Genomic DNA, 13,406 nt, shown 5'->3' on the forward strand with positions numbered 1-13,406 from the left:
GAATCAGGTCTCGCTCAGGTAGGTTTCCACCAGGCGTACCCACAGGCTCGCGCCGAAGGGGATGGCCAGGTCGTTGAAGTCGTATCCGGGGTTGTGGACCATGCAACCGCTGGGCCCGCTGTTGCCGTTGCCGGTGACGATGTAGCAGCCGGGGCGCACCTCGAGCATCGAGGCGAAGTCCTCGCTGCCCAGGTAGCCGCTCGGCACGCTGGTCAGCACGCCCTTGTCGCCACTTACCTGGCGCGCCACCTGTTGCAGCAGGGCGGTCTCGGTCGGGGTGTTCATCAGCACGCCGATGCGCTCGTCGTAATCCAGGTCCAGCTCCAGGTCGTGGGCCATGGCCACGCCCTTGGCGATCTCGGTGATGCGCTTGCGCAGCAGCTTGCGGATCTCCGGGTTGGTCGAGCGCACGCTGAGCTTGAGCGTCGCCACATCCGGAATCACGTTGGCCGCTTCGCCAGCCTGGATCGAGCCCACGGTGACCACGCCGATTTCGCCGGCCGGCACGTTGCGCGCAACGATGCTCTGTAGTGCCAGCACCAGTTCGGCGGCGGCGATCACCGGGTCCTTGGCCTTGTGTGGCATGGCGCCGTGGCCGCCGACACCGAGCAGCTTGATGGTCACCACATCGGAGGATGCGCTCATGGCGCCGGCCTGGGTGACGAACATGCCGACCGGCAGGCCGGGCATGTTGTGCAGGGCGTATACCGCGTCGCAGGGGAAGCGCTCGAACAGGCCGTCCTCGATCATGCGCTTGGCGCCGCGCAGGCCTTCCTCGGCCGGCTGGAAGATCAGGTTGAGGGTGCCGTCGAAGGCGCGGGTCTCGGCCAGGTAGCGAGCGGCACAGAGCAGGATGGCGGTATGGCCGTCGTGGCCGCAGGCGTGCATCTTGCCGGCGTGGCGGCTGCAGTGTGGCACGCCACTTTCCTCGTGGATCGGCAGGGCGTCCATGTCGGCGCGGATGCCGATGGTCTTGCTGCTACTGCCATTCTGCAGCACACCGACCACACCGGGGCCACCGATGCCTTCATGCACCGCGTAGCCCCATTGGCGCAGCAGGCTGGCGACCAGCAAACTGGTGCGCTGCTCTTCAAAGGCCAGCTCGGGATGCTGGTGGATATCTCGGCGAATCGACGCGAATTCATCCTGCCAGGCGAGGATCTGCGGGATCAGCTGCATGTTGTTGTCCTTGTGGTGATGCCCAGGATGCAGCGCAGCATGCCGCAGGCAGTCGGCGGCGGATAATCACCTCTGCGCATGTGTATCGGCTTTGGTTATGTGCGCTGCCGCGGCCGCTTGGTTATCCTGGCCCGCCCCTCTGCTGCGGAGCGCTTCGATGGCCATTCACACCGCCGAAATCCTCTGGTCGCGTGGCGACCAGGACTTCCTCGACAATCGCTACAGCCGCGCACACCTGTGGCGCTTCGACGGTGGCGTGGAGGTGCCGGCCTCGTCCTCGCCGCACGTGGTGCCGCTGCCCGGCTCGCGCGAAGACGCGGTGGATCCGGAGGAGGCCTTCGTCGCCTCGCTGTCGAGCTGCCACATGCTCTGGTTCCTCTCGCTGGCGGCGCGCGACGGTTGGCGCGTGGACGGCTACCACGACCAGGCTGAGGGCAAGATGGGCAAGAACGCCGAGGGCCGCCTGGCCATGACTCGCGTCACCCTGCGTCCCGAGGTGAGTTTCGTTGGTACGGCGCCCAGCCGCGAACAGCTCGATGCGCTGCACCACGAGGCGCACGAGGAGTGCTTTATCGCCAGTTCGGTGAAGAGCGAGGTGCTTTGCGCGCCGCGCTATCCGCAGGCCTGAATCAGTCGCCCAGCTTGGGCGCGTGCGGGCTCTTGTAGGCGTACACCAGTTCGTCGGCCAGGGCCTTGGCTTCGCGAGTCATCAGTTCCTGGTCGCGGCAGACCAGGGAGATGTTCATCGGCGGCACCTGCTCGATCAGGTCAAGCACGTCGAGCTCCTGGCCGAGGCGCTGCAGGTGTTCGAGCAGGCGGCGCGACCAGTAGCTGACAGCATCGGAGTTGATCGCCAGCTCGGAGAACAGCACCACCGAGGCGCACTCGGTGACGTTCTGCGGGTATTCGATGTGGTTGTCGACGAACATCATGCCGACCTTGGACTGCTCCAGGGAGTCCTGCAGCAGCCACTCCTCGCCGAGCAGTTCGCGCAGCGAGCGCGCGCCGCGCAGCGGGTGGCCCTTGCGCACGGCCAGCACGGCGGGTTGCTCGTACAGCTCGGTCCAGTGGAAGCCATCGGCGCTGCGTGACTCCGGCAGCGAAGTCAGCACCAGGTCCAGCTGGCCTTCGCGCAGGCCCTCCATCAGCTTGGACGGACGCAGCTCGTGGATCTGCACCTGCACCTTGGGATAGCGCTTGCGGTAGCGGTTGAGGCTGCTGATGAACTGCGCCCCTGGAGTGACTGGCGAGACGCCGATCGACAGCTTGCCGTCCATCACGCCCTTGAGCGTGTCGATCTCCTCGCGGGCGCGGCGCACTTCCTCGAGGATCAGGCGCGCACGGCGCACCAGGCGTTCACCGAATTCGGTCACCGTGATGCCGCGGTTGGAGCGCACCAGCAGGGGCACGCCGAGTTCGGCCTCGAGTTCCTTGATGCCCTTGGACAGGGCCGGCTGGGAGATGTGCAGCAGGCGCGAGGCCTCCTGGATGCTGCCACTCTCGCTGATGGCGAGCATGGCGCGGAGCTGGTGCAACTTCATGGGCAACGCCGGTGATCGTTGAACGGAAGGGCGACTGTAAAACAAAAGCGCCGGGCGCGGGCCGCAGCGATGTAACCACAGATAAAAAAACGGCGGCCCGGAGGCCGCCAAGGTGGAGTGTTGCGTGGAGATTCAGCGAATGCCCGAGGCGCGCAGCGCGTTGGGGGTGAACTGTTTGCGGCTGTATTGCACGCCGAAGTCGTAGGCGTTCTTCTGCTCGTTGAACAGCGCGCCGACGGCGTAGCGACCGGAGAGCACGTCGTAGTGGGTCTCGGCGCTGAACTGCGGGGTCTGCTGGTCGTAGAAGAACGTGGCGTGGCCCTCGGAGACGCGCCACAGCTGGCCGCGACCGTCGTAGGCGTCGGCCTCGGCGGTTTGCCAGCTGTCCTCGTCGATGAACAGGTCACGACGCGAGTAGATGTGGCGCTGGCCCGGCTTCAGGGTGGCGGTCAGGTGCCACACGCGGTGCAGCTCGTAGCGGGTGTGCTCGGGGTTGAGGTGGCCCGGCTTGATGATGTCGGTGTACTTCAGCTTGGGCGAGCTCAGCTTGTAGCTGTTGTAGGGGATGTAGATCTCCTTCTTGCCCACCAGCTGCCAGTCGAAGCGATCCGGCGAGCCGTTGAACATGTCGAAGTCATCCATGGTGCGCATGCCTTCGGCACCGGGGCTGTCGTAGGCGATCTGCGGAGCGCGACGCACACGACGCTGACCGGCGTTGTACTGCCAGGCCATGCGTGGTTCCTTGACCTGGTTGATGGTCTCGTGGACCAGCAGCACGCCTCCGGCCAGACGCGCCGGAGCAAGGAATTCCTCGCGGTACATGTACAGCAGGTTGGCCATCTCCGCCGGCGCGTAGTCGGACAGGCCGACCGGGTAGGCCAGCTGCTGCTTGATCAGGCTCGGGGTGAAGGCGCCGTTGGTCTGCGGCGAGGCCTGCACCACCATGCGCTGGAACGACAGGCCACGGTAGCGACCGATGTGGTTCCACACCACTTCCAGGCCGTTCTGCGGTACGGCGAACGGCAGACCGCCGCTGCGGTAGTTCTGCAGGCCGTTGCCGCCTTCGGCGAGCTGGGTGTCAGCGGCGTTCATGCGGCTGGTGTCCAGGTACTGCTTGGGCATGGTCACCGAGCGACGGGTCGGGTAGACCGGGATGCGGTAGCTCTGCGGGTAGCGCTTGAACAGGGCGAGCTGGCCGGGGGTCAGCTTGTCCTTGTACTGCTCGGCGTTCTGCGCGGTGATGGTGAACAGCGGCTGGTCGGCGGCGAAGGGATCGCTGAGGAAGCCGTCGGCGTCACGGCTGCCGGCGCCCTTGGCCAGGCCACCGGTCCAGGCCGGGATGCTGCCGTCGGCATTGCCGGCGGTTTCCGCGCCGACCGGCGTCAGGTCCTTGCCGAGGCGGGCGACCTGCTCGGCCGGTACCGCGGCCAGCGCCTGGCCTGCGGCGAGCAGACCGAGGCCGAGTGCGCCTGCGCGCACCAGTTGCAGATGGATCTGGGAAAACTTCATGTGCATAAACCTCAGAAGCTCATGCCGACGCTGAAGGCGAGGAAGTCGCGGTCGGTGTTGGTGTTGAAGTCGCCGCCGAAGTAGTTGGTGTAACTCAGGCTGGCGTTGTAGGTGGACATGTAGTCGGCATCCAGGCCGACGCTCACCGACTTGTTGCCCTCGGTGAAGGTCGGGCCGTAGCCCTCTACGTCATGCGAGAAGGCCAGGTTCGGCTTGAGGTTGATGCCGGCGATGGCATTGCTGAACTCCAGCTGGGTACGCAGGCGATAGCCCCAGGAGTTCTGGGTGTAGAAGCCCTTGTCGGTGCACTGGTCGGGGTTGGCGGTGTTCAGTACGCGGGTGCACAGTTGGTTGCCGCGCACCGTGCCGACGCCCGGCAGAGTCGCAACGGCGTCACCAGGCAGCTGGCCCATGCCGTAGACGCTGCTGCGGCCGAAGCGCAGGTCCGAGCCATCGGCGGAGCCCAGGTTGCCAATGTGGCTGTAGCCGACTTCACCGATCAGGTTCAGGCGATCGCCACCGAGCACGTTGTCGAAGGTGTGCACGGCGCTGACCTGGGCCTGGCTGAAGGGCATGCGCTTGTAGCCCTGCACCAGGCTGCCGTAGCGGTTGTTGGCCCAGTCGGTATCGAAGATGGCGATGCCGTTCATGCCGCCCAGGGTGTACAGCCGGCCGATGCTGGCGGCGGTGGAGACGTCAGTACCGTTGAGCGCCATCGGCATGTTTGGCCGGTGGCTGATCTCACCCGACAGCGCGGTGCCGATCGGCAGGGTAGTGGCGAAGCTGATGCCGTACAGGCGGATGTCTTCCGGATAGTCCAGGTAGTAGCTGGCGGTGGACGGCCCTCTGGCGCCCTGGATCGCAGTGGCGTTGGTGGCGTTGCTCGCGGTCCACATGCTTTCTGGGGTACGGCTGTGGTAGTTCATTGCGTAGAAACCGAACTCGGTGTCGTTCAGCTCCGGCACCAGCCAGCGCAGGGCCACACCGAACTGGCCGCCGTCGCGGGCCTCTCGGTCTTTGCCGCGTGGTACCCAGCCGTATACCGACGGGTCGCGGTTGTAGTCGCTACCGAAGGTGGTCATGCCGTAGTTGCAGCCCTTGGGCGACGCGTCAGCGCCGAAGAAGGTGCCGCAGTTGTCGAGGACGGTCTTCTCCCACTCGATCTGGTAGAAGGCCTCGGCGGAGATGTTCTCGGTCAGGCCTTGGGTGACATACAGCATGTTCACCGGGATCAGACCTTCCTTGACCTCCGAGCCGGGACGGCGCAGGGCAGCGGCGTCGGCCGGGTTGATGGCGTTGATGCTGTTCTGGATGAAGGTGCTCTCGCCCCAGCTCACCACCTGCTTGCCGGCGCGTACGCTGCCTGGCAGGTCGCCGATCAGGTAGTTGTGGTAGGCGAAGGCGTCCAGCAGCTCGAAGCCGGAGGACTGGGCGGCGCTGTCGCGGCCACTGTCATCGATGTCGTAGAGCAGGCGATGTTCGTCTTTGAGTTCGAAGTCGTACCAGTACTTGCCGCGCAGGAACACGCCGCTCTCGCCGTAGCTCAGCTGCAGGTCGTGCACGCCCTTGAAGATCTTGGAGAAGGTTTCGCCCTTCTTGAAGTTCAGGCGGCCGTCGTCGCTGGTACGAGTGGAGGCGCTGCCGCCGTTGGCTACGCCGATGAACTTGTCGTCGGCATCGGCCATGGACCAGCTGGCGCCGACTGACAGCGAAGAGTCCAGGCGACCCTCGATTTCCCCGATGTTGAAACTGGCGGCCTGAGCCGAGGACGCGCTTGCCAATGCCACGGCCAGTGCCAGGGCGTGGGGATGCATTGCCCCCGCGCCTGTTCTTGTTCTTTTCATGGTGCTCTCCTGCTGATCAAAGAAGGCTCGCGGCACACGCCGCGCAGCGCCTCGCTTCTTTGCAGCCTGATGACAGGTGCCGGGGCATCCTAGGTAAGCCCCGGCGCCCTGACTTCTGAAAAATCCTTATGCCCATAGCCAAAGGTGAGGTCGGCCAGTGGGCGATTCGCCGGGGAAATCGGTCAAAGCCGCACAGGCCCCGTGGTTGAAGGGTTGTACGCCAGCATGCGCACATAACCCGGGGTTATCCCGATAAGCAGCTGTCTGCAATTGCCCCTTTTTCAGGCATAAAAAAACCGCCCCGGGGGGCGGTTCCTTTCGCCTGTTCTGCGCGTATCAGAGGCCGTTGGCGGCCTTGAACTCGCGGCGGCGACGGTGCAGGACCGGCTCGGTGTAGCCGTTCGGCTGCTTGGTGCCTTCGACTACCAGTTCCAGGGCGGCCTGGAAGGCGATGTTGCTGTCGAAGTTCGGCGCCAGCGGACGGTACAGGGCGTCACCGGCATTCTGGCGGTCGACCACCGGGGCCATGCGCTTGAGGCTCTCGACGACCTGCTCCTCGGTGACCACGCCGTGACGTAGCCAGTTGGCCAGCAGCTGGCTGGAGATACGCAGGGTGGCGCGGTCTTCCATCAGGCCGACATCGTTGATGTCCGGCACCTTGGAGCAGCCGACGCCCTGGTCGATCCAGCGCACCACGTAGCCGAGGATGCCCTGCGAGTTGTTGTCCAGCTCGTTCTGCAGTTCTTCGGCGGTCCAGTTGGTGTTCGGCGCCAGCGGGATGGTCAGGATGTCGTCCACCGAGGCCGGGGTGCGCTTGGCCAGTTCGGCCTGGCGAGCGAACACGTCGACCTTGTGGTAGTGCAGGGCGTGCAGGGTGGCGGCGGTCGGCGACGGTACCCAGGCGGTATTGGCGCCAGCCATCGGGTGCATGATCTTCTGCTCGACCATGGCGGCCATCAGGTCAGGCATGGCCCACATGCCCTTGCCGATCTGCGCTTTGCCCTGCAGGCCAGTGGCCAGGCCGATGTCGACGTTGTTGTTCTCGTAGGCGCCGATCCACTTCTCGGCTTTCATGGCGGCCTTGCGCACGACGGCTCCGGCTTCCATGGAGGTGTGGATTTCGTCACCGGTACGGTCGAGGAAGCCAGTGTTGATGAATACCACGCGCTCGCTGGCGGCTTTGATGCACGCCTTGAGGTTGACGGTGGTGCGGCGCTCTTCGTCCATGATGCCGACTTTCAGGGTGTTGCGCGGCAGGCCGAGAACGTCCTCGACGCGGCTGAAGATTTCGCCGGCGAAGGCGACTTCTTCTGGGCCGTGCATCTTCGGCTTAACGATGTACACGGAGCCGGTGCGGGTGTTCTTGCGGCTGGTATTGCCATTCAGGTTGTGGATGGCGATCAGGCTGGTGAACAGACCGTCCTGGATGCCTTCCGGAATCTCGTTGCCCTGGGCGTCGAGGATGGCCGGGTTGGTCATCAGGTGGCCGACGTTACGCACGAACAGCATGGAGCGGCCGTGCAGGGTCAGCTCGGAGCCATCGGCCTTGGTGTAGACGCGGTCCGGGTTCATGGTACGGGTGAAGGTGCTGCCGCCCTTGCTGACTTCTTCAGCCAGGTCGCCCTTCATCAGGCCCAGCCAGTTGCGGTAGACCACGACCTTGTCGTCGGCATCGACGGCGGCTACGGAGTCTTCGCAGTCCATGATGGTGGTCAGCGCGGACTCCATCAGCACGTCTTTGACGCCGGCGGCATCGGTCTGGCCGATCGGGCTGGAAGCGTCGATCTGGATCTCGAAGTGCAGGCCGTTGTTCTTCAGCAGCACGGCGACCGGCTTGGCGGCCTCGCCCTGGAAGGCGATGAACTGGGCGGCGTTCTTCAGGCCGGTGGTGCTGCCGTTCTTCAGAGTCACGGCCAGTGCGCCGTTGTTCACTACATAAGCAGTGGCGTCGACGTGGGAGGCGCCTTCCAGCGGGGCGGCCTCGTCGAGGAAGGCGCGGGCGAAGGCGATCACCTTGTCACCGCGAACCTTGTTGTAGCCCTTGCCCTTCTCGGCGCCATTTTCTTCGCTGATCACGTCGGTGCCGTACAGGGCATCGTACAGCGAGCCCCAGCGGGCGTTGGAGGCGTTCAGGGCGAAACGCGCGTTCATCACCGGCACTACCAGCTGCGGGCCGGCCAGGCGGGCGATCTCGTCGTCGACGTTCTGGGTGGTGGCCTGGAAGTCGGCCGGCTCGGGCAGCAGGTAACCGATTTCCTGGAGGAAGCTCTTGTAGGCTGCAGCATCATGGGCCTGGCCTTGGCGAGCCTGGTGCCAGGCGTCGATCTGGGCTTGCAGGTCGTCGCGTTTGGCCAGCAGGGCGCGGTTCTTCGGGGCCAGTTCGTTGATCACGGCTTCGGCGCCTGCCCAGAACTTGGCGGCATCTAGGCCGGTACCGGGAATGGCTTCATTGTTGATGAAGTCGTAAAGGGCTTTGGCGACCTGCAGACCACCAACTTGAACGCGTACAGTCATTGCTTGCCTCACTCTGCTCAGGACCAGCTCGGAAACCAGGCGGGACGCCATGTAGTTCGAGCCGCGGAATACTACATGAAGCTGCGGGAAAAATCAGGCGAGTTGCGTCGCGGATAGACCGAAAGGCACATATCAGTCACGTAGTGCTTAATATGTTCTCAGGAAATCTAATAATTGTTCCAGATAAAACTTTAAAGAGTACACAATCGTGCGCGCCTCGCTACTGTGGCGCTGCGCCGCACCGTCTATGCTGTGGGTTTCATGGAGAAAACCAATGCCGATAACGCTTGCCACGCGGGATGATCTGGATGTGCTGCTGCCGCTGTTCTGCGGCTACCTGAAGTTCTACAAGTGCTCACACGAGGAGCCGGCCATTCGCGCATTCCTGGCGCAGCGCCTTGAGCGCAGCGACTCGGTGCTGCTGTTGGCGCGCGACGAGCAGGGCAAACCCCAGGGCTTCGTCCAGCTGTATGCCTTCTTTGCTTCCTTGCAGCTGGCACCGGCCTGGCTGCTCAGCGATCTGTTCGTGTCGCCCGATGCGCGCCGCCAGGGCCTGGCCGAGCAACTGATGAACGCTGCCCGCCAGCACGCCGAGGTCACTGGCGCCTGCGGCCTGCAGCTGGAAACGGCGAAGGACAACCATGCTGGCCAGGCGCTCTATGAAAAGCTTGGCTATGTGCGCGATGAGGTGTTCTATACCTATTGGCTCAGCCTGCCTGGCTCGGTCTGAACCCCTGAACCCAAGGAGTTGCTCGTGGATCATCTGGTACTCACCGTCATCGCCGCCGACCAGCCCGGTCTGGTCGAGCGCATCGCCCAGTGCATCGCCGCCCATGGCGGTAACTGGCTGGAGAGCCGCATGTCGCGCATGGCCGGGCAGTTCGCCGGCATCCTCAAGGTAGCGGTGCCGGCCGAGGGCTACGACGAGCTGGTCGACGGCCTGCAGGCGCTGAACAGCCACGGCATCCGCGTGCTGGTGGCGGAGAGTGGTATCGAGCCGGTGTGCACCTGGAAGCCGATCCATCTCGACCTGGTCGGCAACGACCGCCCGGGCATCGTCCGCGACATCACCCGCCTGCTGGCCGAGCAGGGCGTCAACCTGGAGAGCCTGACCACCGAGGTGGCGCCGGCGCCGATGAGCAGCGAGCCGCTGTTCCACGCCGAGGCGTTGCTGGCGGTGCCGCTGACCCTGTCGCTGGACCTGCTGCGCGATCGGCTGGAGAACCTGGCCGACGACCTGATGGTGGAGCTGAACCTGCGCAGCGAGGAATGATCCCCAGAATGCGGGGGTGAAGCTGTGGATAGTCTGGGGAGCCCCGGCGCACTGCCTAGTGCCCCGGGGCTTTTTCATGCCTGGTTAAAAAACCTGCATATTCAATGGCTTGTGCACAAACGGCGGGGATGGATCTGTGGTCTGCCTGGGGATAAGGCCGTGCAGGCTGCGGCCGGCGTGGCCTGGCGCCGGTTGTGCAGATTTCACGCAGTGCGCGCCCGGTGGATATCCACCAAAGCTGTGGATGAAACTGTGGGTGAACTGGGGGGCTAGCGCTACACGCCACGACGGGCAAGGCATTGGCGGTACTGCTCAGAAAAGCGGCAGGCGCGCAGGCAAGGCCTACCCATACGCTCGCCGCACATTCATGCACAGGCCGTTGCCCTCAGCTGGAGGATATCCACGGAAGTTGTGGATCGATCTGTGGGCAGGCTGGGGGGATAAGGCTGCAGGCGCCGAGCGCCGTGGCTTGCAGGTCGGCGTTCAGAAAATCAACAGGTCGCGCGGCTTGTGCACAAGTGCCGTGGATGAGTCTGTGGGTAGCCTGGGGATGGCTTGCTATACCCCGCGGCTGGCGGTGGATTGCGCCCGCTGGGTGAAAATCGGTCAGACGTTGGGCGGTGGCATGACTATCCCCGGAAACTGTGGAGCGTCCTGTGGACAGCCTGGGGGAGGATGCTGCGCGGCAGCCGCAGCGGGGGCTGCAGTCGGTTGCGCAGAAAACCGGCAAGCAGATCGGTTTGCGCGTGCACGGCGTAGGTGAGCGGGTAGCTGCGCCCATGTATTCCCACCCAGGTCTCCACGAGCGCCAGGATTGCCTGCTGGAAGGGCCGCCTGCGCTGTGTGTCGCGCGGTGGATAACCGTTGGCACGCGCAGGCGCGGTGATATCCCCGCAAACCGGGGAAAGAGCTGTGGGTAATCTGGGGGGAAGCCGCTGCAGGCCACGGCTGGCGAGGGTTGTACCGTAGCGCTCAGGAAATGCACAGGCCGTTGCTGCTTGTGCACAAAGGCTGGGGATGAAGCTGTGGAAAAGGTTGGGAGTAACCGCGCCAGCCCAGCGCTGGCGCGGCTTCGCTCGAACTGTGCGTTTTCTAGGCGGCCTGGCCGCGACGACGCAGGCCCAGCCAGATATCCAGGCTGTAGACCAGCAGTGCGGCCCAGATGCAGGCGAAGGACAGCAGCTTGCTCGGCTCCAGAGTTTCACCGAACAGCAGAACCGCCTGCAGCAGCACCAGCGTCGGTGCGATGTACTGCAGGAAGCCGAGCGTGGTGTAGGGCAGGTGGCGTGCGGCGGCGTTGAAGCACAGCAGCGGCACCAGGGTGATGGGGCCGGCAGCGATCAGCCAGAGTGCTTCGCTGCTGCTCCAGAACTCGGCCTGGGTGCTGACCGCAGCCGGGTGCAATAGCAGCCAGCCGAGCGCCAGCGGTAGCAGTAGCCAGGTCTCCACTACCAGGCCGGGCAGGGCGGCCACTGGTGCCTGTTTGCGGATCAGGCCGTAGAAGCCGAAGGTCAGCGCCAGCACCAGCGATACCCAGGGAATGCTGCCGACCTGCCACAGCTGCTGCAGCACGCCGAGACCGGCCAGGCCCACCGCGACCCACTGCAGGCGGCGCAGGCGTTCGCCGAGCAGGAGCATGCCGAGCAGCACGTTGACCAGCGGGTTGATGTAGTAGCCCAGGCTGGCCTCGAGCATGCGCCCGTTGTTCACCGCCCAGACGTAGACCAGCCAGTTGCTGGCGATCAGCAGGCCGCTGCCGGTCAGCACCGCCAGGCGCTTGGGGTTGTCGCGCAGCTCGCGCCACCAGCCAGGGTGTTTCCACAGCATCAGCAGCAGGGCGCCGAACAGCGCGGACCAGATCGCCCGATGGGAGATGATCTCCATCGCCGGCACGCTCTGGATGGCCTTGAAGTACAGCGGGAACAGGCCCCAGATCAGGTAGGCGGCGATGCCGAGGGCGTAGCCGCGGCTGGGATGAGCGGTGGACATGGAATTCCTTGGTACATAGGCAGCTAACTAAAGGCTTGCGATTCTAGGCCGGTGGCTGCGGCTTGTCTGTTCGATCAGCTTTGTCTTGGCAGCTCGACCTCGGCGCTCGGCTGTTGCGCCACGGCGTCCGGCGTCCCCTGCTGGCGGACATAGGCCACGAAGGCCTCGAGCGGCAGCGGTTTGCTGAACAGGTAGCCCTGGAACTGCGTGCAGCCGTGCTCCAACAGGAAGCGCTGCTGTTGCTGCGTTTCCACGCCCTCGGCGACCACGCTCATGCCCAGGCTCTGCCCCAGGGTGATGACGGTGCTCACGATGGCCTTGCTGCTGTCATCGGTGAGAACGTCGCTGACGAACGAGCGGTCGATCTTCAGCTTGCTCAGCGGCAGGTTCTTCAGGTGCGCCAGCGAGGAGAAGCCGGTGCCGAAGTCGTCCAGGGAGAAGCGCACGCCGTGCTCCACCAGGGTGGCCATCTTGGCGGTGAGTTCGGCGACATCGCGGATGATCAGCGTCTCGGTCAGCTCCAGCTCCAGGTGCCGGGCGATATGCGGCTGGCCGTCGATGATGGCGAGCAGCTCGGGCACGAACGCGGCCTGGCGCATCTGGTTCTGGCTGATATTGACCGCCAGCTGCAGCTCGCGGAACGCCGGGTCGATGCTCCAGGCCTGCAGCTGCGCGCAGGTCTTGCGCAGCACCCAGGCGCCCAGCGGGATGATGAAGCCAGTCTTCTCGGCATGTTCGATGAAGTGCCCCGGCGGTAGCAGCCCGCGCTGCGGGTGCTGCCAGCGCAGCAGCACCTCGGCGCCGAACACGCGGCCGTGGATGTCCAGTTGCGGCTGGTAGTGCAGCACGAACTGCTCCTCCTGCAGGGCCGTGCGCAGCTCCTGATCCAGCTGCAGGCGCTCCACGGCATCGGTCTGCAGGATGTGCAGTAGCATGAACAGCATCGCCATGGCGGCCAGGCTCTGCACCCAGGAGCCGACGGTGCGCAGGGGGTCGGGCAGGTTGTATTCGCGCAGCGGACTCCAGGGCGAGGCGGCCAGGCAGGCGAACAGGGTCAGGCAGACCAGGGCCACGCCATGGCGCAGCCACAGCGGCTCGTCGCGGAAGGCCATCACCGCGGCCACCGCCAGTGGCAGCAGATAGAGATGGGTGGCGCGGGGCGCTGCCGCGGTGGGCGCATCCAGCACCAGGGTCGAGCCGACGATGACCAGGATCAGCGTGGCGAACAGCAGCAGGTTGGCGGTACGTGGGTGGTGCTTGAGGCTCAGAGCGAGCACGCCGAGCCCGCTGAGGATCAGGGCCAGGTCCATCAGCACGATGGCCCAGGAGCCGCGCAGGCTGAAGACGATGCCCCACACGCAGCCCATGGCGACCATCAATAGGCCGGCCAGCAGGCGCATGCGCCGCTCGCGGCGGCGGCCGATCAGCGGCAGGTCGGCGCCGATCCAGAGGCTGCGAATGCTTTCTGCAGCTTTTGCGGGGCTAATCATCGAGGCTCCTTGAGGCAGGCATTCGTTGCGCGAATGCTCGCCGGTACGCACATCCCTGCCGGCCGGT

General features: G+C 65.0%; 10 protein-coding genes. 3 read left to right on the forward strand and 7 right to left on the reverse strand.

The genetic code is table 11. The features are described 5' to 3' along the window. Positions 1–3: 3 nt before the first annotated feature. Positions 4–1,179 (reverse strand): M20 aminoacylase family protein, encoded by a 1,176-nt coding sequence (locus IP89_RS18145; protein ID WP_043311063.1) that lies wholly within the window; start codon positions 1,177–1,179, stop codon positions 4–6. A 157-nt stretch (positions 1,180–1,336) separates the two neighbouring features. On the opposite strand from IP89_RS18145, the gene IP89_RS18150 reads away from it, so the two are divergent. Further along, positions 1,337–1,807 carry an OsmC family protein gene (locus IP89_RS18150; protein WP_043311064.1) on the forward strand — a complete coding sequence of 157 codons (471 nt, stop codon included), beginning with the start codon at positions 1,337–1,339 and terminating at the stop codon, positions 1,805–1,807. 1 nt (position 1,808) lies between these two features. On the opposite strand, the gene IP89_RS18155 is transcribed toward IP89_RS18150, so the two are convergent. The 4 genes from IP89_RS18155 to IP89_RS18170 all read right to left on the reverse strand — a co-directional run bounded on the left by IP89_RS18155 (position 1,809) and on the right by IP89_RS18170 (position 8,587). Further along, positions 1,809–2,720 (reverse strand): LysR family transcriptional regulator, encoded by a 912-nt coding sequence (locus IP89_RS18155; protein WP_043311065.1) that lies wholly within the window; start codon positions 2,718–2,720, stop codon positions 1,809–1,811. A gap of 132 nt (positions 2,721–2,852) precedes the next feature. Beyond that, on the reverse strand, positions 2,853–4,229 hold the full coding sequence (locus IP89_RS18160) for a DUF1329 domain-containing protein (RefSeq protein WP_043311149.1): 1,377 nt from the start codon (positions 4,227–4,229) through the stop codon (positions 2,853–2,855). Positions 4,230–4,240: 11 nt separating this feature from the next. Continuing rightward, positions 4,241–6,043, reverse strand: a complete 1,803-nt coding sequence (locus tag IP89_RS18165) for a DUF1302 domain-containing protein (protein WP_256203163.1) — start codon at positions 6,041–6,043, stop codon at positions 4,241–4,243. A 366-nt stretch (positions 6,044–6,409) separates the two neighbouring features. Beyond that, positions 6,410–8,587, reverse strand: a complete 2,178-nt coding sequence (locus tag IP89_RS18170) for a malate synthase G (RefSeq protein WP_043311067.1) — start codon at positions 8,585–8,587, stop codon at positions 6,410–6,412. 274 nt (positions 8,588–8,861) lie between these two features. On the opposite strand from IP89_RS18170, the gene IP89_RS18175 reads away from it, so the two are divergent. Further along, on the forward strand, positions 8,862–9,317 hold the full coding sequence (locus tag IP89_RS18175; RefSeq protein WP_043311068.1) for an N-acetyltransferase: 456 nt from the start codon (positions 8,862–8,864) through the stop codon (positions 9,315–9,317). Positions 9,318–9,341: 24 nt separating this feature from the next. After that, positions 9,342–9,860, forward strand: a complete 519-nt coding sequence (locus IP89_RS18180) for a glycine cleavage system protein R (RefSeq protein WP_043311069.1) — start codon at positions 9,342–9,344, stop codon at positions 9,858–9,860. A 1,092-nt stretch (positions 9,861–10,952) separates the two neighbouring features. On the opposite strand, the gene rarD is transcribed toward IP89_RS18180, so the two are convergent. After that, positions 10,953–11,849 carry an EamA family transporter RarD gene (rarD, locus tag IP89_RS18190; RefSeq protein ID WP_043311071.1) on the reverse strand — a complete coding sequence of 299 codons (897 nt, stop codon included), beginning with the start codon at positions 11,847–11,849 and terminating at the stop codon, positions 10,953–10,955. Between the two features lie 74 nt (positions 11,850–11,923). Continuing rightward, a complete protein-coding gene (locus tag IP89_RS18195) occupies positions 11,924–13,339 on the reverse strand; it encodes a bifunctional diguanylate cyclase/phosphodiesterase (protein WP_081963300.1) in 1,416 nt (471 codons plus the stop codon). Positions 13,340–13,406: the final 67 nt, after the last annotated feature.

The sequence above is a fragment of the Pseudomonas sp. ML96 genome (assembly GCF_000761545.1).
Lineage (GTDB): Bacteria > Pseudomonadota > Gammaproteobacteria > Pseudomonadales > Pseudomonadaceae > Aquipseudomonas.

Coding starts and splice junctions, on each gene's coding strand:
- IP89_RS18170 (WP_043311067.1), bottom strand. CDS start 8,587: ATGACTGTACGCGTTCAAGTTGGTGGTCTGCAGGTCGCCAAAGCCCTT.
- IP89_RS18145 (WP_043311063.1), bottom strand. CDS start 1,179: ATGCAGCTGATCCCGCAGATCCTCGCCTGGCAGGATGAATTCGCGTCG.
- IP89_RS18195 (WP_081963300.1), bottom strand. CDS start 13,339: ATGATTAGCCCCGCAAAAGCTGCAGAAAGCATTCGCAGCCTCTGGATC.
- IP89_RS18165 (WP_256203163.1), bottom strand. CDS start 6,043: ATGCATCCCCACGCCCTGGCACTGGCCGTGGCATTGGCAAGCGCGTCC.
- IP89_RS18155 (WP_043311065.1), bottom strand. CDS start 2,720: ATGAAGTTGCACCAGCTCCGCGCCATGCTCGCCATCAGCGAGAGTGGC.
- IP89_RS18160 (WP_043311149.1), bottom strand. CDS start 4,229: ATGAAGTTTTCCCAGATCCATCTGCAACTGGTGCGCGCAGGCGCACTC.
- IP89_RS18175 (WP_043311068.1), top strand. CDS start 8,862: ATGCCGATAACGCTTGCCACGCGGGATGATCTGGATGTGCTGCTGCCG.
- IP89_RS18150 (WP_043311064.1), top strand. CDS start 1,337: ATGGCCATTCACACCGCCGAAATCCTCTGGTCGCGTGGCGACCAGGAC.
- rarD (WP_043311071.1), bottom strand. CDS start 11,849: ATGTCCACCGCTCATCCCAGCCGCGGCTACGCCCTCGGCATCGCCGCC.